21 protein-coding genes and 5 pseudogenes are annotated in these 26,154 nt (G+C 36.6%); 9 read left to right on the forward strand and 17 right to left on the reverse strand.

Annotation, left to right across the window (positions count from 1 at the left end; genetic code table 11):
* The first annotated feature begins 306 nt into the window (after positions 1-306).
* The gene (locus BFW96_RS10685) at positions 307-519 is read left to right on the forward strand and encodes a hypothetical protein (protein WP_040083057.1); all 213 of its coding nucleotides are present in this window, start codon (positions 307-309) and stop codon (positions 517-519) included.
* Between the two features lie 28 nt (positions 520-547).
* Here the strand turns inward: BFW96_RS10685 and BFW96_RS10690 are convergent, their stop codons facing one another.
* Entirely contained in the window at positions 548-1,114 is a 567-nt protein-coding gene (locus BFW96_RS10690; protein WP_069149648.1) for a hypothetical protein, read from the reverse strand.
* 539 nt (positions 1,115-1,653) lie between these two features.
* A complete protein-coding gene (locus BFW96_RS10695; RefSeq protein ID WP_069839398.1) occupies positions 1,654-2,493 on the reverse strand; it encodes a thymidylate synthase in 840 nt (279 codons plus the stop codon).
* A 378-nt stretch (positions 2,494-2,871) separates the two neighbouring features.
* On the opposite strand from BFW96_RS10695, the gene BFW96_RS10700 reads away from it, so the two are divergent.
* Entirely contained in the window at positions 2,872-3,456 is a 585-nt protein-coding gene (locus BFW96_RS10700; RefSeq protein WP_234698033.1) for a VanZ family protein, read from the forward strand.
* A 92-nt stretch (positions 3,457-3,548) separates the two neighbouring features.
* Here BFW96_RS10700 and dutA read toward each other — a convergent pair whose 3' ends face one another.
* Complete coding sequence (gene dutA, locus BFW96_RS10705; RefSeq protein WP_069149646.1) at positions 3,549-3,977, reverse strand: dUTP diphosphatase DutA; 429 nt, start codon at positions 3,975-3,977, stop codon at positions 3,549-3,551.
* A gap of 34 nt (positions 3,978-4,011) precedes the next feature.
* Entirely contained in the window at positions 4,012-4,473 is a 462-nt protein-coding gene (locus BFW96_RS10710; protein ID WP_014664097.1) for a DUF2691 family protein, read from the reverse strand.
* Between the two features lie 706 nt (positions 4,474-5,179).
* Here BFW96_RS10710 and alr point away from each other — a divergent pair.
* Positions 5,180-6,364 carry an alanine racemase gene (alr, locus tag BFW96_RS10715; protein ID WP_014664095.1) on the forward strand — a complete coding sequence of 395 codons (1,185 nt, stop codon included), beginning with the start codon at positions 5,180-5,182 and terminating at the stop codon, positions 6,362-6,364.
* A 79-nt stretch (positions 6,365-6,443) separates the two neighbouring features.
* Here alr and BFW96_RS10720 read toward each other — a convergent pair.
* Positions 6,444-7,858: pseudogene (locus tag BFW96_RS10720) on the reverse strand (sugar porter family MFS transporter).
* Positions 7,859-8,267: 409 nt separating this feature from the next.
* Here BFW96_RS10720 and BFW96_RS10725 point away from each other — a divergent pair.
* Positions 8,268-8,879, forward strand: coding sequence for a thermonuclease family protein (locus BFW96_RS10725; protein ID WP_069839400.1), 612 nt, complete (start codon positions 8,268-8,270; stop codon positions 8,877-8,879).
* A gap of 211 nt (positions 8,880-9,090) precedes the next feature.
* On the opposite strand, the gene BFW96_RS10730 is transcribed toward BFW96_RS10725, so the two are convergent.
* The 3 genes from BFW96_RS10730 to xylA form a co-directional block, all read right to left on the reverse strand.
* Complete coding sequence (locus BFW96_RS10730) at positions 9,091-9,789, reverse strand: glycoside hydrolase family 11 protein (RefSeq protein ID WP_040083068.1); 699 nt, start codon at positions 9,787-9,789, stop codon at positions 9,091-9,093.
* A 242-nt stretch (positions 9,790-10,031) separates the two neighbouring features.
* The gene (gene xylB, locus BFW96_RS10735) at positions 10,032-11,534 is read right to left on the reverse strand and encodes a xylulokinase (protein WP_069839401.1); all 1,503 of its coding nucleotides are present in this window, start codon (positions 11,532-11,534) and stop codon (positions 10,032-10,034) included.
* A gap of 145 nt (positions 11,535-11,679) precedes the next feature.
* Positions 11,680-13,017, reverse strand: a complete 1,338-nt coding sequence (gene xylA / locus BFW96_RS10740) for a xylose isomerase (RefSeq protein WP_069839402.1) — start codon at positions 13,015-13,017, stop codon at positions 11,680-11,682.
* A 241-nt stretch (positions 13,018-13,258) separates the two neighbouring features.
* Between xylA and xylR the strand changes: the two genes are divergently transcribed.
* Complete coding sequence (gene xylR / locus BFW96_RS10745; protein WP_069839403.1) at positions 13,259-14,413, forward strand: transcriptional repressor XylR; 1,155 nt, start codon at positions 13,259-13,261, stop codon at positions 14,411-14,413.
* Positions 14,414-14,516: 103 nt separating this feature from the next.
* Here the strand turns inward: xylR and xynB are convergent, their stop codons facing one another.
* The 6 genes from xynB to BFW96_RS10775 all read right to left on the reverse strand — a co-directional run bounded on the left by xynB (position 14,517) and on the right by BFW96_RS10775 (position 20,852).
* Positions 14,517-16,118, reverse strand: a complete 1,602-nt coding sequence (xynB, locus tag BFW96_RS10750; protein WP_069839404.1) for a xylan 1,4-beta-xylosidase — start codon at positions 16,116-16,118, stop codon at positions 14,517-14,519.
* 30 nt (positions 16,119-16,148) lie between these two features.
* Positions 16,149-17,540, reverse strand: a complete 1,392-nt coding sequence (locus BFW96_RS10755) for an MFS transporter (protein WP_014664087.1) — start codon at positions 17,538-17,540, stop codon at positions 16,149-16,151.
* Between the two features lie 841 nt (positions 17,541-18,381).
* Positions 18,382-18,852: a hypothetical protein gene (locus BFW96_RS10760; protein ID WP_069839405.1), complete on the reverse strand. Its 471-nt coding sequence runs from the start codon at positions 18,850-18,852 to the stop codon at positions 18,382-18,384.
* Between the two features lie 129 nt (positions 18,853-18,981).
* Complete coding sequence (locus BFW96_RS10765) at positions 18,982-19,146, reverse strand: hypothetical protein (protein ID WP_003231681.1); 165 nt, start codon at positions 19,144-19,146, stop codon at positions 18,982-18,984.
* A gap of 266 nt (positions 19,147-19,412) precedes the next feature.
* Positions 19,413-20,054: a DUF3885 domain-containing protein gene (locus BFW96_RS10770; RefSeq protein ID WP_069839406.1), complete on the reverse strand. Its 642-nt coding sequence runs from the start codon at positions 20,052-20,054 to the stop codon at positions 19,413-19,415.
* 285 nt (positions 20,055-20,339) lie between these two features.
* Entirely contained in the window at positions 20,340-20,852 is a 513-nt protein-coding gene (locus BFW96_RS10775; protein WP_069839407.1) for a GNAT family N-acetyltransferase, read from the reverse strand.
* 288 nt (positions 20,853-21,140) lie between these two features.
* Here BFW96_RS10775 and BFW96_RS10780 point away from each other — a divergent pair, with 288 nt between their 5' ends.
* Entirely contained in the window at positions 21,141-22,271 is a 1,131-nt protein-coding gene (locus tag BFW96_RS10780) for a response regulator aspartate phosphatase (RefSeq protein ID WP_069839408.1), read from the forward strand.
* Positions 22,261-22,404: a hypothetical protein gene (locus BFW96_RS21655; protein ID WP_153801665.1), complete on the forward strand. Its 144-nt coding sequence runs from the start codon at positions 22,261-22,263 to the stop codon at positions 22,402-22,404. The genes BFW96_RS10780 and BFW96_RS21655 overlap by 11 nt, the downstream gene beginning before the upstream one ends.
* Positions 22,405-22,432: 28 nt before the next feature.
* Here the strand turns inward: BFW96_RS21655 and BFW96_RS10785 are convergent.
* Positions 22,433-23,016 (reverse strand): annotated as a pseudogene (locus tag BFW96_RS10785) (DinB/UmuC family translesion DNA polymerase); the annotation flags it as partial.
* Between the two features lie 43 nt (positions 23,017-23,059).
* On the opposite strand from BFW96_RS10785, the pseudogene BFW96_RS10790 reads away from it, so the two are divergent.
* Together BFW96_RS10790 and BFW96_RS10795 are read left to right on the forward strand one after the other, a co-directional pair.
* Positions 23,060-23,284 (forward strand): annotated as a pseudogene (locus BFW96_RS10790) (HNH/ENDO VII family nuclease); the annotation flags it as partial.
* Between the two features lie 14 nt (positions 23,285-23,298).
* The gene (locus tag BFW96_RS10795; RefSeq protein WP_069839410.1) at positions 23,299-23,757 is read left to right on the forward strand and encodes an SMI1/KNR4 family protein; all 459 of its coding nucleotides are present in this window, start codon (positions 23,299-23,301) and stop codon (positions 23,755-23,757) included.
* Between the two features lie 723 nt (positions 23,758-24,480).
* On the opposite strand, the pseudogene BFW96_RS10800 reads toward BFW96_RS10795, so the two are convergent.
* Positions 24,481-25,197, reverse strand: a pseudogene (locus BFW96_RS10800) (LysM peptidoglycan-binding domain-containing protein).
* Between the two features lie 43 nt (positions 25,198-25,240).
* Positions 25,241-25,443 (reverse strand): annotated as a pseudogene (locus BFW96_RS21875) (phage holin family protein); the annotation flags it as partial.
* Positions 25,444-26,154: the final 711 nt, after the last annotated feature.

Consider the following 26,154-nt stretch of genomic DNA (forward strand, 5'->3'; position numbering starts at 1 on the left):
AGGGATTAAAGAGTAAGAAACAAAAGAAATTCTCTCCTATAGTTGAAAAGGTTAACAATGTTAATAAATATTAGTAAAACAAAAGTTGAAATTTTAAAATAACTTTGATATGATTTATTTAAGTAATATAGAACTAGATACTATATAAAAGCCCCTCATTTGTGGGGCTTTCAATTATTTCTTTATTACAAAAATAATATTCAAAGACAGTTTGACAATATTCTATTGTTTGCTGATTATTGAATTATCTTAATATTCAGCTCTTTCGTTTGTTTATATCACATTATAATATAGGGTGGAATTTGTATGAAATACGAAAAAACAGGTCTTTTTGGGATAATTCTTGTTATTATTGCTCTTCTGGTATCAATGTATTTTATGTTTAATACAAAAGCGTTGATTCCTGCTGGATATGATTTAGCTATTCATGGAATAGTTATATCAAGAACATTAATGATCGCTTTCACTTTGTATCTAGTTTCAAAATTAGGATATTTTCTTCTTAATAAAAAAGATTAGCTTTTAAGCTAATCTTTTTTATATAAAATTAATAGTTTTTCAGAGCATATTCTCCATACATAGGTTTTTTAACTACATATTTTTTCTTTGATACACATTTACCAGTAACAATATCCTTGCGACAGTTGTACCCTTCTTCTACATTATATCTAACTCTATATGCCATATAGACTCTTTTATTTGCTCCAACATTTAGAGTGTATCCTTTAGAGCTAGCTACAGAGCCTGCAGTAGATATTCCTAAACCACTAATAGATCCGCTTACAGTTGTTGTAAAAGTAACTGTTTTGTTTGCAGTAATAGATCCCCCTTTACTGCCAGTGGCTATATTATCGGATACCCTTTTAAAACTAGACCAGCTTTTATACGTTTTAACATTCATCTTAACATTGCGAAAATCGTTCACAAATTGCGCAGTAAACTCTCCGCCTCCAGATCCAGTCGACTCGTTTGCAAATACAGTATGTACTTGTGATGCCACATCGTTAACAGTCTTGTCTGCTCCTTTTTCAGCAGCTAATACATTGCCATTAGGAACACCTAATATAAATAGAGCAATCGAACTAATGGCTAACTTACAAAAAACTTTTTTCATCAACAACAGTCCTTTCTATGTATTCATTTAGTACCATATAAGTATACAATTTCTAGAAATATATTTAAATGGTTATTTTTAAATGTTGGGAATATTTTATATATATAGGCTGAGTAAGAGAATAATAGATGAAAAACAGAGATTATGACGGCGATTCTTTAATGTGATCGCATGTATAAATACAAAACCAGTCAATTCTAACGATAAAAGTTTGAAGCATAGAATAGACTCAACAATCCTTACAGCTATCGTATAGACTTTTCTTCGCAACACAATATTCTTAAGGCCTATAATATTATTAGCAGGAATTACACCTGATAAAACGAATTGCCTTTTCACCGCGTATTCAATTTTTTCAGATCAAAGAATCCGCCATTCCTCTTGTACGTAAGACCATCTGACGCTTTTAAACAATACCTTCGGTTACATGCGCTCTAATTTTGTTTTCTCTTTATTTGTAACTTATATTCTGTTATAGAATATCCTTTCATATTTAAATTTTATAAAAATTACCAACAATAAAATAAAAAAAGGCAGCATTAAACTGCTACCTCAAATGAAAGCTTGTCCCCATGCTTATAGTTGATTAACTTAAAATCATCGATTGTAAAATCATAAAAATCTTTCACTTCAGGATTGATCCATAATTCAGGTGCTTCAAACTGTTCTCTTTCCATCTGGATTTTCAAATTGTCTATATGACGGGTGTACACATGGCAATCCCCAATGTTAAAGATATATTCACCAAGCCCATAGCCAGTCACTTGAGCAATCATGCGCTGCAACACATTATACTGAAATACATTGAACGGATTCCCCAAGGCCATGTCATTGCTCCGCGCTCTTACCTCAAGGTGGAGTTTCCCTTGTTTCACGTACCACTGTGTCTCGTATACACATGGTGTTAAGGCCATTGCGTCTAATTCATCAGGATTCCATAGCATTGTAATGTGCCTGCGTGATGATGGATTGTTCTTCAATTGATGAAGAAGATAATCAACCTGATCCACTTTTTCTCCATTTAAATTTCTGTTTTTCTTCCCCAGCTGAAATCCATATGCATGTCCAATAGTGCCGTCTTCTTGTTTCCACTGATCCCAAATATGTACGCCCATCTTGTTTAAATCATTAACATCGTTCGATTTCAGCTGCCAAATCCAGAGCAATTCTTTAATGGCTGTTTTCCAGGCAACTTTTTTTGTCGTTAAAATCGGAACCTCTGAGTTGTCGAATCTCATTTGCTTACTAATCACGCTTAGTGTATGAGCCGGTGTTCCATCTGAGTCCCACTTTGTTCTTACTTGAAATTCTTCGTCTGAGATTCCATTATTTATAATGTCATTTATGATTGAGTTGTATTGTTTATCGAATTGAGTCATGGCAATTCATTTCCTTCCTTCATTTTCAGTTGCTTGGCATAATATATTACGAATACAATATTATCGCAAATAGTAAGCACGCACCGATAAAAAGAGATTCTTATTCCATCCCTTTGTGTGTAAAGAGGAGTTACCCTCTCTTTACATCGGTATTTCTCCATAACATAGTCTGTCACATTGCTTTTAGTTACCGCAAGTTTTGACCCAGACACACCATTTAACTTGGTTAAGTTGATGATATCCTAGTTTTTATTTGCCCTCTGATCAAACATTCTTTTATTTTAAAAATTCCTTCATTTTCCTATTTGTGTTAAAATGAATCAAAAAGGAAATTGTGGTGTACTTATGTTCGACTCGTCTTTTCTCTTGCCATTTTTAATGGTCCTCTATTTTTGCTTTCTAGTTTATCGACTCATTAAACGAGCCCTTTTTAAAAAAGATGGATTACCCATACATAAGCATATCGTTATCTTTTGTTTATTGGTTTACTTTTTCAATTTGATAAGTGTTACATTATTTCCTCTGCCCGTAGATGCTGGTTTAATAAAAGATATGAGGTACGACTCTTATCTCCCATTTGTATCAGGGAATAACTTCATCCCATTTTATTTCTTTGTAGATGTTTATCACGAAGGCCTACAATTTTATGTAATCAGATCAATCGGAGGAAACCTGATATTATTGCTCCCAGTTGGCTTTTTATTTCCACTGTTATTTGAAAAACTTAATAACCTTAAAAAAATATTACTAATTGGATTTTTCATTTCTTTGTTTATTGAACTAACACAGCTTTCGTATTCAGTGTATATAAAATCTGTTTACAGAAGTTTTGACGTGGATGATTTAATGCTTAACACCTTAGGGACTTTGTTAGGCTATTGGTTCTTTTACATGTTAAGCATGTATTATAAAAGACTAGCTAATCGCTATAAAAATAAAAATGGGACCTCAATAAACATTTAATCATTTGCTGTTCAAATTAGATAATATGTACCTTGGCTGTAATCTGCATTGATCAATCACACATCATGAAGACAGCCAAGGATTTATTTTGTTTACTTAGTACCTGTTGAACCGAGTCCTCCTCTATCCTCGTTTCCCAAATGCTCAACTTCAACCAATTCAACCGCCGGCATTTTCTTCATGATTCTAAACTGACAGATACGATCACCCTTCTTAATTTCAGTATCGCGCAATGCATAAGCAGGAAAGAACCAAAAATCGTTGTCTCCCTTGTATGACTCATCGATAACACCCATTGAATTTGTTTGAATAACGCCAAAGTTCTTATATGTGCTTGACCGAGGAACGACATGTGCTTCGTAACCTTCTGGCAGCTCCATTGCTACACCTAATGGGACAAGCTTAAATTCATCTTTTTTGATTGTTACATCTTCAGCTGCTCGAAGATCGATCCAGTCTCCCTTCTCAATTTTGCTGATTCTTGTTTGTGTTTCATCTAGATATTTGATTTTAATTTGCATTGTTATGTATTAGCTCCTTTTATTTTATTTGCTATCATACAGTAAGGCCTGTTCTTGTGTCATTTTCATCAGTTATAAACTGAACGTCTTCAAAATCATTGTGTAAAGCATTAAAATAAAGTTTTTCAATGGTATTTTTGTTTTTACAGTAAATCGAAACGTAGCTATTATCTGCTATCAAAAGTACAAATTCGCAATCACTGTCAGCAAACTCTTCATATGTATTGACTTGATTAACTGTTTTTCCATGTGGAAATGCTTTCAATTCAACGAAAATGGTATAGTACTGATTCGTTTTTAATAGTTGCGCAAAATCCGCCCCTTCAACAATAGCAAAGTCATGAAAAAGCTCCTCATTATCGAGCTCTCCGTCTACTACAAAATAAGATTCACCACTCGTTTGCCACTTATAATGAGCTATGTCTACTGGCTGCAGTATTCTCCATAGAAAATTTCCATATTCATTCGGTATTTGAAAACTAACTCCCCTTTTCATGTATACCCCTTACTTAAACGATTTTTTGAATACGAATTTAATTATATACTCTGATGTCAGGTTTATGGAACAAGGAATCGACTGCTTTTTGAACGGATTATCTTTTACAGAATTTTCTCAGTCCTTCTCATTTAAAAGGTTCTTCTAATGTTCATACCTTAGGCGCCCCCCTTTCCTCTAGGCTCAGTCAGTATCTTTATATACAGTGTCTTTTTTGTTCTATTCTCTGCAGACCGTGCTTTTTCGCTTTAATCATCTCCATGTTTTGGGCAGTTTGCTCCGTCAGCATGTTCAACAAAAAGAAAAATGCTTTTTTTGTACTGCAAACATAAAAAAACAACACATGAAAACCACTGATTCTAACAGGTATCTCTTGTTATTGAGAACGGTGAAACCTCCCTGTTTGATTTCTGGTTATCATTCCTCCTATGAGAGTGTACCAAAATAAATAATCACTGCAGATTATTTTTGATTAGTTGTACTTCTCATATCCTCAGCCTCCGTATCCATTCTCATCCCCTTACAAGCCTCGTTTATCCGTATTTGCTATTCGAACATTGATTAGCACCTTTTCGTATCACATGGATTTGCTGTTGAATGATTTCAAATGAAGCTGAATAAAATAAGATCGAATCATCCAACAATTAACATTTATTCTTACGGCAATAGGTGGTAGTTACAATCCATAAGAAGGAAGGAAGCGTTGATGATAAAGCTTTGCCGAGAAGTTTGGATCGAAGTCAATCTTGATGCCGTTAAAAAGAATTTGCGAGCGATCCGCCGTCATATTCCACATAAGAGCAAAATTATGGCTGTCGTAAAAGCGAACGGTTATGGTCACGGGTCTATAGAAGTGGCGCGTCATGCACTTGAACACGGGGCGAGTGAGCTCGCTGTTGCCAGCGTGGAGGAAGGAATCGTTTTACGAAAAGCGGGAATTACAGCACCTATCCTTGTGCTTGGTTTTACGTCCCTTAGTTGTGTGAAGAAGTCAGCGGCTTGGAATATAACATTATCAGCATTTCAGGTTGATTGGATAAAAGAAGCAAACGAGATATTGGAGAAAGAAGCAAGTACTGATCGGCTGGCTATTCATATTAACGTGGATACCGGCATGGGACGATTAGGTGTACGCACAAAGGAAGAGCTTTTAGCAGTAGTGAAAGCCCTAAAGGCAAGCGAATTTCTCAGGTGGACAGGGATTTTTACACATTTTTCAACAGCTGATGAACCAGACACAACACTCACAAAGCTGCAGCACGAAAAATTCATCAATTTTCTCAGCTTTTTAAAAGAACAAGGAATTGAGCTGCCCACCGTGCATATGTGCAACACAGCTGCAGCTATCGCATTTCCGGAATTTAGCGCTGATATGATCCGTTTAGGTATCGGCTTATATGGTTTATATCCTTCTTCCTATATTAAACAACTACATCTCGTTAAGCTTGAACCTGCGCTAAGTTTAAAAGCGCGCATCGCTTATGTCAAAACCATGCGGACAGAGCCCCGAACCGTTAGCTATGGTGCTACATACGTTGCAGAACCTAATGAAGTAATTGCTACAATCCCGATCGGCTATGCTGACGGCTATTCTCGTGCCCTTTCCAATCGCGGGTTTGTTCTTCACCGCGGAAAACGAGTGCCTGTAGCGGGAAGAGTAACAATGGATATGATCATGGTCAGTTTAGGAGAAAACGGTGAAGGTGAACAAGGAGAAGAAGTCGTAATTTACGGTAAGCAAAAAGGAGCTGAGATTTCCGTTGATGAAGTGGCTGAAATGCTCAATACGATTAACTATGAAGTGGTATCTACATTAAGCCGCCGCATCCCTCGTTTTTATATAAGAGATGGCGAGATTTTCAAAGTATCAACTCCCGTATTATACGTGTAGAACATCTTAACATGCTGAATCAAAATCCCTCTGGCAGAGGGATTTTGTTTTTTCTGAAGAAGAGAGATGTTCAACATATTTATACCTTAATAACTGATTGTTCAGGAGTATTATGATCATGTCGAAAACGGAAATGCTCTTCTAGTTCTTCAAGTGTACGCCCCTTTGTTTCCGGCATGAATTTGTACACAAAACCAATTGCCAATACACCTAAAGCCACGAATATAAAGAATGTAAAAGACAACCCTACAGAGCTAAGCAAGATCGGGAAAGCAAAACCAATCACAAAGTTTAATATCCAGAGAAAAAAACACTTATCCCAGAACCAAGTCCTCTCAATCTTTGAGGAAATATTTCCGCTATGACCAGCCAAGTCACAGGTCCTACACACCCTTGCATAAAGGCAAGAAATAAAACGGTCAAAGAAAGCACCACATAAGGAAGTGCCATAGATCCATCAAGCACAATTGAGAAAATTGCAATCAATAGGAGCGCTGTAGTCGTCCCCGCCAAACCAATCAACAATATTGGACGCCGCCTTACTTTTCCGACCAGCCAAATCCCAAATATAACTGCAATAACGGATATCAGCCCATTCCCAATATTAGCGATTAAAGCCGCTTTTGTGCCAAAACCGGATTCTTTAAGGATTTGTGTGCCATAATACATAATCGAGTTCACACCTGTAATTTGATTCACGATGGCTAAACCGATTCCAATCAGCAAAAGACGGCGCAGCCATGGGGTAGAAAAGTCCTTGAGCGATTCCTTCTCAAGCTGTGTATCTTTTTCTACCGCTTTTTGAATTTCTCGATATTCAGCTTCTGCACGTTTATCTTCACGAATTTGTTTAAGAACACGCAGCGCCTCATTTTTTTTGCCTTTGGAGATTAGCCATCTCGGGCTTTCTGGCACCTTAAGCATACTGGCAAATAACAAGATAGCCGGAACGGCACAAATGACTAGCATGTATCTCCAAACATGTCCCGTATTTGCCATTGTTACACCAAGGATGGCATTAAAAACATATGCTAAAAATTGCCCGCCAACAATCATTAGCTCATTTTGGGTTACCATACGTCCTCTCTTCTCATGCGGTGCCATTTCTGCTAAAAAAGCCGGTACCATCGCTGAAGCTCCCCCAACAGCCAGTCCCAATAAAAAACGAAAGACCGCCATGATGAAAACACTAGGTGCAAACGCTGTCCCAAGTGATGCCAAGAAAAATAAAAAAGAGAGATTAAGGATCATTTTACGGCGGCCATATCGATCAGCTAATCTTCCGCATAACAACGCTCCAAACGCCGCACCTAATAAAAGAATACTCGTAACAAGCCCTTCTGTAACCGCTGTTAAATGAAGCTGATCTGGTCTTGCCATAAAAGGCAAAGCTCCATTTATAACTCCGGTGTCATACCCAAAGAGAAGTCCTCCAAAAGTTGCTGAGATCATTATTAATTTCAACCTTCGATTTCGATGTTCATTCATATCCATCTCCCCTGCCTTTATTAAGAATACTTAATAAGCTCTTTCAGTGTGGATATTGATACAAAACTAATGTCATCTCGATCTTAGATTTCTGCGTTTGTAATCGTTTGCATTTTTAATCAATAACATAAGCCATTAATTGTTATGTTGTAGTGATGTTTTTGTCATATTATTGTCACTTCTGATATTATCATAATTCTAAAAACATTTTCAGTCAATATCATTTTCAGAATTGTTTATCTTCCTTCTGTGATGGTAATATTTTGGTCACCTTATTACAAAGTTAACCATTGGCAATTTCAGTGTAAGAAGTTCCCCTGAAGTTATAGGCATTTTCCATTCACAAAAAATGTCCATATCGTTATAATGTTGTTGTTTAAACGTGAAAAGAGAAAATGATAAAGAGGGAATGAATATGAAGAAGATTTTGGTCAGTATGATCGCAGCCGTTTTAAGTATTACTTTGGGAGCTTGCGGATCAAATCGCACAGCAACAAACCAGTCAGGTTCTAGTGAGACTGAGCATACTCACTCTAATGAATATAAACAGCCAGAACAAGAGGCTGGCACGCCTCATAAGAAATTGGTAGATGTTACATTAGATAGAACAGTTGATGGAGATACGATTAAGGTGATTTACAACGGAAAAAAAGACACAGTCCGCTACTTGCTCGTTGATACACCTGAGACGAAGAAACCGCATTCTTGTGTTCAGCCATACGGTGAGGATGCGTCAAAACGAAATAAAGAATTGGTCAACAGCGGTAAGCTGCAGCTGGAATTTGATAAAGGCGATCGCAGAGATAAGTATGGAAGACTGTTAGCTTACGTTTATGCTGACGGCAAATCTGTTCAGGAAACATTGTTGAAAGAAGGATTGGCCAGAGTAGCATATGTATATGAGCCAAACACCAAATACATAGACAAATTCAGACTAGATGAGCAAGAAGCAAAATCAGAAAAACTTTCCATCTGGAGCAAGAATGGATACGTGACCAATAGAGGTTTTCATGGCTGTGTGAAATAGAAAAACACTGCCTGTGAAATTTTCTGTGTATAGCACACGAGATAGCTGATTTCGCAACTCCTAATAGTTAGAGTTGATCTAGCTTTTGTAACATGAATCTTTTTGAATAATATAAAAAGTGTAGATAATAAAAAACCCCTTTCACGTTAATGTGAGGGGTTATTTGTGCATGAACATACTGCCCATATTCATCGTAAACCAAGAGGAAGGATTATTGACTTTTCCCCCCAACAGTCAATACATTGGTAGTTACATTAGCACTGCCATTACTTTGATATCCCTCTACAGTAAGTGCGGTTTCATACATCTTACCCATTGGCATTCCTAAGCTTTCCCACTTTTTGAAGTGTTCGCTGACAGATACGGTTCCGCTTGTTCGTTTTGTCTGCCGGACACTCCAATACTGTTTAAAGGTTGCGATACCTATAATGGAAGGTTGGTTGATTCTAGTGGTCTCATAAATGTCATATGTCCCTCCATCAACAGTAAATGTACCTTTAGGCGTTCCAGTCGGTCTATAGGTGCCCCAATTATCGACGATGTAATATTCTACGAGCGGATCTTTTGTCCATCCATAAACACACAGATATGAATTTCCTCCCGGATTGAAGGTTGCGTTGTAACGAATTGATATATTTCCAAGTTGTGAGTGAGTCTTGGTTGTATCGAATTTCTTGCCTTTTCGGAATAAAGCATTCCCAATGTTACTCCACTGGGCGCTAAACGCGCCACCGCTATTTAGCGTCATACTAGTGTTCCCATAATCCTTCCACAATTCATAATCATAGCCATCTTGGGAGCCAGTTTGATTTGAGGTGATTGTAGTTGCCGCCTGTGCGGACCATGCAGGTAATGTCAGTGCTAGACTAAATAAAACTACTAACAAAAACTTCATTCTTTTTTGCTTCATTTGGTATTCCTCCTGTTTGATGAGGGTGTATTTGGTCTTACCGTTGTGCTCACCACCTTTCAAAAGAGGCTGCCATGGTAGTTAGAATTATTCTCTCAATCCCCCTAAAAAGCTTAGTTTATAATGTAATAGCCTATTGTTTTTTTGAAAATAGAATTGCATGAAATCATTTTTTGATAACGTTTTCAATTTTGTTAACAGATAACGCCTTTGATGGTGATTCGTCGCTAATTGTTCCATTGTCATTCGTTTTTTCGAAAGCTTTTCAAAGCTGTATTGAGATCCTTTGTGTGAGTGTAAATGCTCTTATACAAATCAAATAGTGTTTTATATTTTTGGACATTTTGTTCCATTGGATAAAATGTAGCAGCCTTACGAATGAACTGCTTTGCACATTCTTCAAGGGACTCAAACCAACCACTTCCAAAGGCAGCCAGCATAGCCGCTCCCATGGCTGGGCCTTGTTCATTTTCTAACTTAATCACCCTCGCATTGAAAATATCAGCTTGCATTTGCAGCCACGTTTCATTTTTAGCACCCCCACCAATAGAAACGACAGTATTAGCTGATTTTCCCGCTTCGCGGAATAGCTCAATTGATTCATGCAAAGAGAATGTGATACCTTCCATTATCGCCCTCAAAAAGTGCTCTCTTTTGTGGGCTCCATCCATTCCGATCAAGCTTCCCCGAATAGAAGAATCAGCATGCGGCGTTCTTTCACCCACCAAATAAGGAGTGTATAGCAGTCCATTGGCTCCTATCGGAATAGATTCCACCCCCTGCAATAATTGCTCAAACGATTCGTTTGGCGCAAACGTATTTTTAAACCAATCCAAGCTGTATCCTGCAGCGAGCGTGACTCCCATCGTATAAAAAGAATTCTTTTTTCCATGATTAAAAAAGTGCACTTTCCCTTTAAAGTCTCTTTCATTGTCTTTTTCATAGGAAAGTATGACCCCTGAGGTCCCAATACTGCATAATGTTTTGCCGGAAGAAAGAATATCCGCTCCAATAGCACCGCAAGCATTATCCGCTCCCCCAGCGTACACTTTTGTTTTTTCCAATAGTCCTGTCTCCGCCGCGACGTTCGGAAGCAGCGATCCTACACAATCATGAGATTCAACAAGCGGAGGACAAATATCTACAGGTATACCAAATTGTTTGCAAATATCATCGCTCCACTCCTTGCGGGCAATATGTAAAAGTAAAGTCCCTGCTGCATCGGAGTATTCAGTGTGAATGGCACCAGTCATACGAAATCTCACATAGTCTTTTGGAAGCAAAAAAACAGCAGTTTTTTTGAAAAGTTCAGGTTCATTTTCCTTCACCCATAACATTTTAGGTAATGTAAACCCTTCAAGAACGCGGTTTTTTGTGATGTCAAGCAGATGATCGCCAAATGTCTCGGTAATCCTGATACATTGAGGCGTCGTTCTGGTATCATTCCAAAGAATTGCATGGCGCAACACCTGACGATTTTGGTCAAGCAGCACCAACCCATGCATTTGTCCCGAATAGCTTATCCCATCAATATCCTTGGCTTGAATTTCAGATATAGAAACCAATTCAGCCAATGCTTCAATTGTTTGCTGCACCCAGTCTTCAGGATTTTGCTCACTATATCCCGCCTTCTCTTGGATGAGTGGATAACGTTTGGACGTTTCTGCACAAACCTTGCCGTTTTGATTGACTAAAATGGTTTTAACAGCACTCGTCCCTAGATCAATTCCAATGACGTACTTCATTTTTCCACTCCTTACCCTTTAAAAAATCATTCACTCTAAATAAATCCCAATTATAAAAATTACCCGTCATAACAATCAGAAAGAGTAAAGGAATTATGACGGGTAGTTCGGTGACTTTGTATCGCAGGATCTGAAGCTTATCCCGTTACACTTCTAAAATGTATTGGTTCAATATCGCTTTTAATCGCTCCTGTCTTCCAGATTCGTTTTTAATTGATTGATTATTTAGCGCATATTGCTCAAGTGTATTGAAATTAGCTCTTCCTTCTATAATGTCAAGACCAATCCCTTCAGTAAAGCTGCGGTAACGGTGTTGAATCACATCTTCAAACACACGATCTTCGATTAATTTATGGGCGACTTTCAATCCTCTTGCAAATGCATCCATCCCTGCAATATGGGCATATATTAGATCATCAGGCTCAAAAGAAGATCTTCTGACCTTCGCGTCAAAGTTTAATCCGCCGCTTCCAAGGCCGCCATTTTGCAGAATTTCGTACATTGCTAGTGTAGCAGAATATAAATCTGTCGGAAATTCATCTGTGTCCCAGCCTAACAGAGGGTGTCCCTGGTTCGCGTCAACAGAGCCAAGCAGACCATGCACTCTTGCCATGCGTAATTCGTGTTCGAATGTATGCCCGGCTAATGTGGCATGATTGGCTTCGAGATTTAATTTAAAATGATTGTCTAAGCCATATTGCTTTAAAAAGGCAATGGTTGTTGCTGCATCTGTATCGTATTGATGGGTGGTCGGCTCTTTTGGTTTTGGCTCAATCAAAAACTGCCCTGTGTACCCGATTTCCTTCGCGTAATCCACTGCCATATGCAAAAATCTTGCCAAATTATCAAGCTCAAATTTTAAATCGGTATTTAACAATGTTTCATATCCTTCACGGCCGCCCCAAAATACATAGTTCTCGGCGCCAAGCTCTTTTGCTGTTTCTAACCCTTTTTTCACTTGGGCTGCAGCGTACGCAAACACATCTGCATTGCAAGAAGTCGCAGCGCCATGGACGAAACGGGGATTTGTAAACATGTTTGCAGTATTCCATAATAGCTTAACGTTGCTATTTCTCATGTAATCTTTAATCATGCTCACGATCATATCCAAATTTTGGTTAGTCTCTTTTAGCGTACTTCCTTCTGGTGCAAAATCCCGGTCATGAAAAGCAAAATATGGTGCATCTAGTTTTTCAAACATCTCAAATGCTGCTTCTACTCTCACCTTCGCTAGATCCATGCCTTTATAGTGATCCCATGGTCTTTGCATCGTAGCCGCTCCAAAAACGTCTGTGCCATCAGCAGTAAATGTATGCCAATAAGCAATAGAAAATCGCAAATGCTCTTTCATCGTTTTTCCGCCGATTACTTCTTGAGGATTATAATATTTAAATGCTAAAGGATTAGTCGAATCTTTCCCTTCGTAAACCACTTTGTTTGCGCTTCCAAAATAGTTGACTGAACTAGAATGAGATTGAGCCATGTGATTTCCCCCTTAAAAATAAATTCAAAACATGATCATTCAAATACAGCTGCATTTATTTCATAGCTGCTTGTTAGTTTGTTGCCTGAACAAACTAACTTATTTTCATCTTATATAACCTCATCAGTATTTTCAATATTTTTTTTAGTTTTTTATGAACACATTAGATATAATAAAGGGAAGATTCAATATGTACTATGTTCATACTTAATTTAAAGGTTATACAAATGGAGTGGATGAAGTGGATATCGCAGATCAAGCCTTTGTTAAAAAAGTAAATCAAAAGTTATTATTAAAAGAAATACTTAAAAATTCACCGATTTCAAGAGCAAAATTATCTGAAATGACTGGATTAAATAAATCAACTGTTTCATCACAGGTAAACACATTAATGAAAGAAAATCTTGTATTTGAAATAGGTCAAGGACAATCAAGTGGCGGAAGAAGGCCTGTCATGCTTGTTTTTAATAAAAAGGCAGGATACTCCGTAGGAATAGATGTTGGTGTGGATTATATCAATGGCATTTTAACAGACCTTGAAGGGACGATCGTTCTTGATCAACACCACCATTTAGAATCAAATTCTCCAGAAATAACGAAAGACATTTTAATTGATATGATTCATCACTTTATTACGCATATGCCCCAATCTCCTTACGGTCTTATTGGTATAGGCATCTGTGCGCCAGGACTCATTGATAAAAATCAAAAAATTGTTTTCACTCCGAACTCGAACTGGAGAGATATCGACTTAAAATCTTCTATACATGAGAAATTCAATGTGCCTGTTTTTATTGAAAATGAGGCAAATGCTGGCGCATATGGAGAAAAAGTATTTGGTGCTGCAAAAAATCACGATAACATTATTTATGCAAGTATCAGTACAGGGATAGGGATCGGTATTATTATCAACAACCATTTATATAGAGGGGTAAGCGGATTCTCTGGAGAAATGGGACATATGACAATTGACTTTAATGGTCCTAAATGCAGTTGCGGAAACCGAGGTTGCTGGGAATTGTATGCTTCAGAAAAGGCTTTATTAACATCTCTTCAGACGAAAGAGAAAAAAGTGTCCTATCAAGATATCATAGAGCTCGCCCATGCAAATGATATCAGCACCTTACATGCATTACAGAATTTTGGATTCTATTTAGGAATAGGCCTTACCAATATTCTAAATACATTCAATCCACAAGCCATCATTTTAAGAAACAGCATAATTGAATCCCATCCTATGGTTTTAAATTCAATTAGAAGCGAAGTATCGTCAAGGGTTTATTCCCAATTAGGCAATAGCTATGAATTATTACCATCTTCCTTAGGAAAAAATGCACCGGCATTAGGAATGTCCTCCATTGTGATTGATCATTTTCTGGATATGGTTACAATGTAATGTCGCTCTCCGCTCATCTTTAAAGATGAGCTTTTTGTTTGTTATATATAGGCACATTCTGAAAAAGGAGTCCTAAAATAGAGCCTCCTTTTTCACATACACTTTATTTTTCTGTATAACGAAAATATCTAAAGTCGGCCGGAATATGATGACCGCTGGTATCTTGACATTGCATCCCTACAAAGGCTCCTGTAAAGAATCCCCCCCCACGGATGTAATCATCTGATAATTTTTTCGATTCCAATGCAATATCAATTTTGTGCCAATCTTCTTTGTTAAAAGAATAGAAATAATAATATTTTTCCTTGTCGATATTTACTTTTAAATATACATACTTTACTTCACGAGGAATAACAATTTTATTGTGTAATGGCTGTGAAAAAGAAAAGTTATCACATATTGTTAATTCAAGAATACGGCCAAGTTCTTCATCATGCGTGATTTGAAGAGCCGTCCAGTTCTCTGTATTGTAGTAGTTCACCAATCCAGCAGCTTGTTGAAAATTTTCCGGGAAAAACGCTACAGCCGTTTCCGCTTCAAAATGGAGGCTTTGCCAACGCCTGGCTACAAATGCCTGAGTAAATGTCGAGGTTAATGATTCATGACCGTATAATCGTAAATGATTTGGCACCTGGATTAATGAACCTAATTTTTCTGTAAACGGGATTCTTAACGTTTGAAAATTGATATTTAATGTTGAATCCTCAAATTCATCAACTTCGGGGTACGTGGCTTCAAACACGGTTTCGGGTATAGAAGGCGCTTCCACCTCCAAACTTCCTTCTTTTCCGCCTGCTACATAGGGCCATTCATCTTTCCAGTAGAGTTTTTGAATAGCTGTTTCTCTGCCCAAAGGACAATATCCTCTCTGCTGAAAAATTGACTCATCGTCTGGATGTATGGGACGTCCCGTTAAATGAGCTAAATACCACTCACCTGTATGTGTTTGAACAATGGATGCATGTCCGCATTTTTGCAATTGATTTCCTGGATCATGCCATGACGTTAAGATTGGATTATCGGGATGAACTTCATATGGTCCCTCAATATTTGCAGATCGGGCAATTGTTGCAGCATGTTCGAACCGTGTTCCGCCTTCTGCAGTTAGTAAATAATAATAGTTCCCGATATGATAAAGGTGCGGAGCTTCTGTTAGCTTTCTGTCAGTTCCTTTAAATATCACTTTCGGTTTACCGATTAATTTTTGCTCCTTATCAGAATATTCCTGGATGACAATTCCTCCAAATGAGTGCCGGTCAATACGGTGATCCCATAACATATTTAATAAATATTTTTTTCCATCTGTATCATGGAATAAAGAAGCATCAAACCCCGAGCTGTTTAAGGTAATCGGCTCCCCCCAATCACCATTAATCGTTTCACAAGTCACTAAATAATTGTGACAATCTTTCCAAGCGCCATCTACTACCTTAACGTCGGTATAGATCAGCCAAAACCTTCCATCACTATAGCTTAAACATGGTGCCCAAACCCCACCTGAATTAGGGTTTCCTTTCATGTCTAATTGTGAAACTCTCTGTAATGGGTGTGCAACTAAGCGCCAATTGACTAAATCTTTTGAATGATGTATCTGGACTCCCGGAAACCACTCAAATGTAGATACAGCGATATAATAATCCTCTCCTACCCTGCAAATACTTGGATCTGGATTGAATCCTTTAAGGACTGGATTGGTAATCTTCATTTGGGACTCCTCCTCAGTTTATTTTCTTTTTTAAGCTTTGAAATCATCAATATGATCCAAATAAACTTTGTCTCTATTCTCTAATTCTCGAACCATGTTTTTATATTTTTTCTCATCTAAGTTATAGAAATTAATATCAATTAAAGCCAGAGCCAGCAAGAACACGGGAATAATGGTGGTTGTAATTAAAATCCCCGTTAATGCCGCCGGAGTTTGTGCCTGATTTGCCACATATCCAAACTTATCAAGAACCAGACCCGGAACAACTCCTCCTAAGGCCATGCCGAATTTAAAGAAAAATCCGATAATAGCGTATATGAGACCGCCCATTCTTTTCCCAGTCCTGTACTCTCCATATTCTATTGTTTCAGGAATAAGCGCCCACATATATCCCCCGGCAGTGAGACTTCCAGCAGCAGCGATTAAGCGACAGAAAAGTATGAGGTATACATTACTTGGCGGAACAAACAGTAAAGCTAAGAGGCCGATTATATTCAGTAATAATGCATAGTTTAGTAATTTCTTCTTTCCCAAAAATTGATGAAGCCTTGGAATAAACGGTAAAATAACCAAAGCGGGCAAACTTCCTATCAAACCGTACCACTTCACCAAATCCTCTCTTTCTAGGTTATACGTTACGTAATAAATGCCAACCGAATTACTGATGGAATTCACTCCAAAAATAATGATAAAGAAAATACTTAATACAACAAGTGGACGATTAACACGAAACTGCTCAAATATATCCGTAAATTTAATTTTTTCTTCGGATTTTTGAAGAGTGACACGCTCTTTTGTGCTTTTAAAACAAAAGATTAAAAGGCACCCGCCTATCATTCCCAAAATACCCATGGTTAGTTGCCAGCCAAGAGATTCGTTGCCGGAAGTATCGCTTAAATAAGCAGCCAGTAAGGGAACAAAAAATGCAACGACAAGTCCCCCAAGATTCGCAAATAACATACGGACAGACGTTATACTAACCACTTCTTGATTATTTCTGGTCATTGCAGATGTTAACGCGCCATATGGCACGTTTATCATTGTGTATGTAAGCGACAAGCCGACATAGGTGATATAGGCATATATTAATTTCCCCATATCCGAAAAATCCGGAGTTGTAAAACAGAGTATGGCCAGTATGACAAATGGAAAAGCTCCGAATAAAAGATACGGTCTAAAGCGTCCAAATTTGCTATTCGTTCTGTCAACTATTGTTCCAATAAAAGGATCAGCGAGTGCGTCGATTATTCTAACCACTAAGAACATAGTACCGGCGGCTGCAGCCGATAAACCAAATACATCTGTATAAAAGAACAAAAGATAAGTAGACACTGTTGCATAAATTAAATTACACGCAAAATCTCCAGACGCATATCCAACTTTTTCAACCATGCTAATCTTCTTTACATTTTCACTGAGCATGATTTCTCCCCTTTTCGATCCTTTAATATGGAACAGTGTGAAACGGTTTAAAAATCCCCTCAAACTTATGGACTGGACGTGTTTATAAAAGCGCTTTCAAAACAGAGCATTTTCATCATCTAAATGGTGATCAACAAGCAGTAAACTCATCTTTTTTCGTCATACTTTATATGCTGAAAAAGGATAAAAGCTTCTTTCTTTTGTTTGTTCCCCCCTTCCATCCATATTTAACAAGAGCTTTATCGATAGACAATTAAAGTTCACCTCATTAGTTTGTTGACCGAACAAACTAACTTGACTTAATATTATAAAATCCTTTTGACTTTTTCAACATCTTTTTCAGAAAGTTTAAACAGGAATGGAATTAATATTGATTTTTGACTCTTTTGTTATATTCAGTGTCTCAAAAATTTTCGAATGTCATGTATCAATTAACAACGATCAGTCCGAAAACAGATTCTTGTGTAACCATATGACAAATATGATCTATGCGAAATAAGGAATTGGTTAGTGGTAAGCTGCATTTAAGAGTTTGATAAAGGTGATAACAGGATGTATGTAGACTGTTAGCGTAGATTTATGCTGATGGCAAGCCTGGTCATGAGTAGAAAGAAAAGGAATGGCCAGAGTAGTTTATGTTATAAGTCCAACCCTACATACATACATATATCAATACAGGAATAAATAAGAAGCAAAAACAGAGAAGCTTTCAACAGGAGTAGAAATGGCTATTTGACTGTCTGAGGACTAATGGCTTTGTTAAACACTATGATTTTTCCTTTCAAACGTATTTTAATCTTAAAAATTTAATTGAGGGTGAAAACAAAAGAGAATACAGAAATTAATTCTGTATTAATTTATTCAATATGTTAATTTTACTTTGGTCTTTATGATTCTTCTTCCTTCTTCTATAGCCATCTAATAAAGACTTTTTATAAACCTTGAGGTAATCATCAATCGTTAGCAAATGATATTTCGCTCCGTCATCTTCAAAAACCTCTAGGTTATTATAGTCTACATCTGCAAATGGTTTTAAATCCTCAATGTAAGCAATGCCTATTTTGGTATTAGTTTTCTTAAATTCATGCTCATGTAAATCAACCATTTTGTATCCATGCAGTTCCATCACTTTTTTTAGTTTTCCCCACCTTTCCTCTAAAAAAATTAAAGGAATAAGGATATCAATATCTTCTGGGGAAAAGCCCAACCCAGTTACCTTTTCAAGACCTAAAGAGCCATATAATAATGGAATGATGTCTAGCTCTTTATTAAAAATTTTAGCTATATTGATAAATTCATTATACAATTTCATTTTCCATCCCCGATATTTGGTAATTAATTATTTAAGATTCAACTGCCTCTTGAATTTTCATAAGTCCTTCAATACTAATACCTCAAAGGGTTATTTTTTCAATAATCCTGAAAGTCATCTGTATAATATCTAAAAAGCCTTAAATACTGAATTAAAGAAAAACATCAATATGATAATGGCCAGCACAACAACAATTTCAAAAGTATGTGAACTGCCATCTTCTTTTTCTCGTTCTTTCTTCTCCCTCATTTGCTCCCTATACTTTCTTTGTATTTCATCCTTTTTTTTATCCATCTTACTCGACCCCTTTCAACATAAAGTAAAGTCAAGCAATTCTGAAACTTTTCATCCCTTTCTGTGACACTTAATTTAATCAGATCCTCATCATCAGCATATGGTTTTTTGAAATGGACAACTAATTGAATCATTTATTTCTCAGCCCGACCTTTAGAATCCTTCCCTAATTACGTAAAACCATTTTAGCTGTTGCCCCATGGCATGTCGAACTGAACTAGAGCCATATAAAACTTAGATTTTTTCAGTTTCTATAAAAAAGAGTATTACATGTACTTATACTCTTCTACCCAGTCGTGATATTTTTCATAAAGATGACGTATTCGTTTGAAATCAAGAGCTATGACTTCACATCCGCGGTCATCATAGATAAAGAAAATAATGTCTTTTGTAATGTTCACAAAGAAAACATCAGGGTAATCAATAGAGTAACCTCCGAATTTCGGTTTTAATGGAAAATCCTCGTTACTGGCTGCTTTAAGTAATTCAGTTACACGTAAGTCTCGAGGTTTGCATAACAGGGAAAATTGCTGCATCTCGTATTCTTCAGCTTTATTGATTTCGAAAGGGTAAGGATAAGTCTTCACCATCATTTGATTCAAATGATTTTTACACTTTAGAAACGGTTGATACACCTTTAATTTTCTTATACATTTCACTTTCTTTTTGTGCTTATACATATTCGCCACAAGGAATATGTCATCATTTTGTTCAAATAAATCATTAAAAATGATTGAGGTTTGTTCATATACAATCTGAAACATCTTTAGATTCAATTCTTCATTTGCTTGGAGTTGATAGATATTTTCCCCAAGACAAAAATGGATTCCTGTGCCCCATTGTCTATAGATGCTAGGAATTAATTCGAGGTTTTGAAATCTTTCCTCCATATACCCTATTACATTCATTCACACATTCTCACTTTCGGTTAATCAGATGATTTTATTTTATGTAGACCTAGAAAAATTGTAATTCTTTCCTATGATTGTAACTTTAGTATACCATTTTCACTCTGGGCGATCGATAGAAATATGGTCTTTTTGGAACCCCCTAAAAGATAATGAACATCTGTGGCTTGTTCACTTTATTCTCTGAGTTCAATGACATATTAAGCAATTCAACATAGATCAATTCATACTAAGGCAAAAGTGAGAAGATCGGTTATAAAATGATTAACGCTAGATCAGTATAGTTCAATTCCACTCATCCTCTAAAATAGCGTAATAATATTCATCCCACCACTCATTGCCTTTTGGAATACACTTTTTAAAAAAGCCTTCTCGTCTCATTCCAATCTTCTCCATAACTCGGTATGATGGAATATTCTCAGGTTGACAAGTAGCTATAATCCTATGTAATTTCATTTCTTTAAATCCGTATTCCAAGATAGCCTGCGCTGCTTCAGAAGCATACCCTTTATTTTGATAATTCGGATTAAACACCCACCCAATCTCATATGTATGTTCACCAAAATACTTATGAAAAACAATATGGCCGATAAGTAAATCTTCATCTATTAGTATGACAGGAAATTTTTCAGCGTCATCACCTTTGTTTTTATTTACAAATGCTTTTGCTTCTTCTTCAGTAAAAACCCCTTCTGGTATATACTTCATCACATTAATATCTGATGTATACGCATATACAGCTTGCCAATCTTTGAATTCGAATTCACGTATCAATAACCTTTTTGTTGTGATATGCATTAAAGTAACTCCCCTCATTCTTACTTGACCTTTATTTCGATATGAAGACAACAATAACCTCTTTAAATGACTATCCTTATTCAATAATATTGCCACTTACTTGAATCAACTGATTCTGATAGTGAACAAGCAATGGATTATGATTCACCGAGATAAACCTTCTACCCTTCTCTTAATTGAGAAGGTTTTTTTTTTCGTTTTTTAAGATAACATTAATCTTCCTTATTCATTTAAATATGATAAAATATGACATATTAGTCTATTGGATACATATAGGGAGGGATTTCAATGGAGCAATTAATTCCGTCATCCGCAGTTGGAGTTAAAATCAATGAGTGGTATAAATACATACGGATGTTCGCCGTTCCAGATGCAGAGATATTAAAAGCAGAGGTTGAAGAAGAAATAAAACATATGAAGGAAGACCAAGACTTATTGTTGTATTATTCACTAATGTGTTTTCGTCATCAGCTAATGCTCGATTACCTTGAACCTAAGTCCTTGAATGAAGAACGCCCTAAAATTTCAGACTTATTAGAAAAGATTGAAAGTAACCAAACAAAACTTAAAGGTGTCCTGGAATACTACTGCAATTTCTTTAGAGGAATGCACGAATTTGATAAGAAGGAATATATAAAAGCAATAAGGTCATATAAAATTGCTGAGAAAAAGCTCGCTTTAGTAACAGATGAAATTGAACGAGCAGAGTTCTATTTTAAAATGGCAGAAGTGTATTATCACATGAAACAAACCCATGTATCAATGCACTATGCTGAAGCAGCCCTTAACATTTATAAAGACCAAAAAACTTATACTGTTCGCCGAATACAATGTGCTTTTGTTGTAGCAGGCAACTTTGATGATCTGGAAAGTCATGAAAAAGCAGTTCCGCATCTTCAGGGAGCCTTAAAAGACTCAAAAGCCATAAACAAACACAAGCTAATTGGTGCATCATTATATAATTTGGGAAACTGTTATTATAAGATGAAAGAGTATGACAAAGCTGCTGAATATATTGAACAAGCAGTCTCATTGTACGAAAACGATAAAAGTGATCTTCTCCCTCACACGTTATTTACACTGACACAAATTTACTTCAAAATGAAGGATATTGAAAAAGGCTTTATTCTTTATAAAAAAGGCATCGAGAAAGCACAAGCCATAAACGATGATATCTTAGTTGCTGAGTTTAATTACTTAAAAGCTTTATATATCGACTCTATAGATAAACGCACAGTTTTTCAAACTTTTTCTGTACTAAAAGATAATGTTATGTATCCAGATTTAGAGGAATTAGCACTCGACACGGCTAATTATTGTAAGGAGATAGGGCAATTTGAAAACTCAACCACCTTTTTTGACGTAATGGTGGACGCCCGAATCCAAATACAAAGAGGAGAGTGTTTATATGAAATTTAAACTTGCATTAGCCACCTTGTCAGTTGTCGTTGGATTAGCAATTTTTAGTGGCTTTTCATCCTCGAATGACAAAGAGTTCCATGAAGCTAAAAGGAATATTACTTCTATTCAACCGACCAAGTTTTTTGTTTAATGTTTAGCCCTTCTCATTGAGAAGGGTTTTAACTCTTATGTCCACCTGTTATCCAGCTCGATAAAGCGCAGTTCCTGCAGGTGTATAAGAAACTGCTCTCAGAATTGCTTTCGATCCGTATTTGCTTCTAATCCCATCCATGACAAACCCGAGTTTCCTTCTCTTTTCATTATCCACCTCAAATAAACTCAGTTGCTGATTAACATCATCCTCAATATTCGATAACGTAACTGAGATACTTCTCACTGTTTTACCCGAGTGAAATTTAGTAAAGAGCATCAAGTAGCATCTATAAATATCCATTGTGATATTTGTAGGAAGATCAATTGTTTTTGCTCGATGAAATCCACCACCAAGCTCATCTTTACTGTAGCCAATTCCTAGACTTATTGTTCAGCCAACTTTATTATGTGCACGTGCGCTTCTTGCGACCTCACATATCTCTAGAAGAACAGCCTTAATCTCTTCTCTCCTTGTATAATCCCTCAGCAAGATCTGACTCTTACCAAAACTAATCTGCCCTTGCATCAAAGGAGCTCCTATTTCTGATAAATCGATTCCATGAGCATGATAATACAACTGGTTTCCCATTATGCCGAACTTTTTATGTAGAGGAGTTCGTAAAGGTTCAAATGAAGTTAAAGATATGACTAATGCAAAAGATGGAACCCAAATTAATTTGTATCATTTGATTCAAGAAGAGCCTGGCAATATGCTCGAGATACCTGAAAGCTGGCACAATAAGTACAGTGATGTTTTGCATGGATTAAAAGAGAATGGACAAAATTTTAGAAACGATCCAGTACTTGATAAACAATATAAAAGCTTTACGAGAAGGTATTGGAGATGGAGAGCTCAGCAATTTGAGAACCAAGAATAAGAGGTGAAAGTTTAATGGATTATTCAAAAGTGAAAACTTTCTTTGATGAAAATAAAGAAAATTCAATTCTCACCGGGGGAGTCACTGAAGATCAGATTAGAGAAATAGAAGAGGATCTTAATGTACCCCTTCCAGACAGCTATAAATGGTTTTTAACTGAGTATGGTTCAGGGGGAGCATACGGGACAATGATACTCGGATATGACTCTCACGGTGCTGAAGTTGTTGAACAGACCAATGAATATAAAAAATATTATAACCTTTTCGATGGTCTTGAAGTGATCGAATATGTTGATGAATTTTCTTATTGTCTTGACACTAACAAGATGAAAGAAGGAGAATGCCCTGTCATCCTTTGGGATAACCAAGAGGGATATGGTAAACAAGTTGGTAGCACATTCCTAGAGTTTTTAATAGAAGAGCTTGAAGAAGCGAAAGACGACTGGATTGATGATGAAGACTGGGACGATTAAGTCAAAGGATTGCAATTTAGAGCCCTTCATTATATGAGAGGCTCTTTTATTACTTCAATTTCTCTTCAATTTTCGCTTTAGTCTTAGGTCCATAAATATTGTCCTGCCTAAGCCCCTGTATAGAATAGAAAACTGCACTCATTTTGTTTTAAAATAAAGTATGGAACACATATAGTAGTTATTGCTGGCTGTATGTGCAACTTAATGTCAATTTTACTTTGGAGAAGCATTACGTTCATCTTGAATAGTTCGATCAAAGTTCAAATGAAAATTCTCGAATTAAGTCCTTTGTGTATATATTAATTTTGACAAAAGGAGGGATTTGTGATTTTTTATTATGAAGTAATTTGTATAAGTTGCAGGAAAAGATTTAGAGTATATGAAGGCACATTGAAATATAAGCAAGTTAAAGAAAACATGAAAGGAAAATATACTTGTGAAGAATGTAGTCATAACATACGTTTAGAGGCTATAAAAAACTTTTTTAAATAACATTTTTTTAAGAATTTCTTATAGTATGTTAACTAGAAAACTGCAAAAGTCTGATCTAATAGGCTTTCTTTTTTTGCATAAAAAAACTCCCGGTTTATTCATCGAGGGTTGATTTTTATGCTTAAATCATCCTTTTTATTCTTATTGGTACAAAAATACGAGATTTTTTAAACTCGTCAATTTACAAACTTATTTTAAAAGCTTTTCAATTTCCGCTTTTGTTTTCGGCCCCTAAATGCCATCAGCAGTCAGACCATTCACTAACCGAAACCGCTTGACTGCATTTGCTGTTTTCGGACCATAAACGCCATCAATGCCGTTATTCTTCGCCCCTTTATCCGGGTAGAAACAAAGAGCAGCCAGCGCTTTTTGAATCTGCCTTACGTCATCCCCTTTTCGCATAGGGCTTGTGACTTTATAGATGCCCGAAGGCAGCACATATGTCGTTTTTTTTGTTGCTTGGTTTAGTGCTTAAAGTGGTTGAGCCTGCGAGCTTTAACTTTTGTCCAACTGTGATTTTATTCGGGTCTTTAATGTTATTCCAGCTCTGAAGGTTTGCCACACCTACCCCATGCTCTTTTGCAATTTTGGAAAGAGTATCGCCTTTTTTAACTGTGTAAGTGCCCCCGGAAGCTTTAGATGCAGATGATGACAGTTTAGAAGTTGTATTCCCTCCCAAAGCCTTCAATTCTGCTTCGATGGCAGCCTTAACCTCGTCCCCTCTTCCCTCTGACAAAATACGGTGCGGACAATACTTGCCGTTCCAGTCTTGATATTTGCGGACACGATCCGTTCTTTAAGCAGCTGCGCCACAAATTTAATAGCCAGCTTTTCTGACGCGTCGTTTGCCGTGTTGTGAATGGTGATGTATTTAGCGCCCATGTGATTCGGGCATTCCAAACCGTATTTAGCTTCTGATACAATATTCTTTTTCACTTTGATTGTCATAAGTGTTCTCTCCTTTATTTTTGATATAGAAAAAGCCGCCGGGTTACCCAGCAGCCTGTTCATCTTTTTCGTTTGTTTGTTCGTTGTCACTTTCGATTACGTGAAGACGATCAGTAATGGCAGGCGGAATCTTAACGCCAATCTGTGCAAGGCTCTTCGTAATGGAAAGTCCCTCATTAAAAGAACGGTTCCAAATGTCAGGACACCGTTCAGATTGAGGATTGTATCTACGATATTTGCCACAATTGGAGTTAGATTCATAACTTCAAATTTTTTTGGTCTTATTTTGGTCAAGGACCAAAAATATCGATCTTTTAATCTTATGACCAAAATTTAAAAATCCCCTGACGCCAATAGTGCCAAGGGATTGAGAGATTAATACTGAGACATATACTGTTCGCGCTCCCAAGGGTGAACTTGTGTGCGGAACATGATTCTTTAGATAAAAGAGCTAATCTATAACAATCAAAACCCTTACTTATCAAGCGTTTCAGCAAATTCATTCGTTTAGATTTGTAATACATTAAGTATGATTAGTTAATTTTTTTGGTCAAATTTTGGTCTTAATTTTGGTCAAAAGCATGTTTTATGAATAATATGCTTACTACCTAGGAGGGAGTTAATCACCCCTATTAAATCATTGATTTAATAGGATTTATAACAATATTTTTGTGCAAAGTTTGCGCAAAAATATATTTGGAATTCTTTTTGCTTGTTTACTTTTTCCTCCCTCTAAACTTTTGGGAATAATGATATATCAGATAAACAATCAGAAAGACTAATGTAGCCATGGCAACATAGTATAATGGCATCGCCAAAAAAGGAGCAAAATTCGCTATGACCATCAGTATAATGATGGCTATTCCATATAAACTTATAAAGCGTAGTAATGCCATATTATCTCCCCTTGCTGTTTTCATCATTTTTTAAAAAAAGTAAGGTGCTAAAGGGCTATTT

The organism is Bacillus sp. F56 (assembly GCF_001748205.1).
In the GTDB taxonomy this organism is placed as follows: domain Bacteria; phylum Bacillota; class Bacilli; order Bacillales; family Bacillaceae; genus Bacillus; species Bacillus stercoris.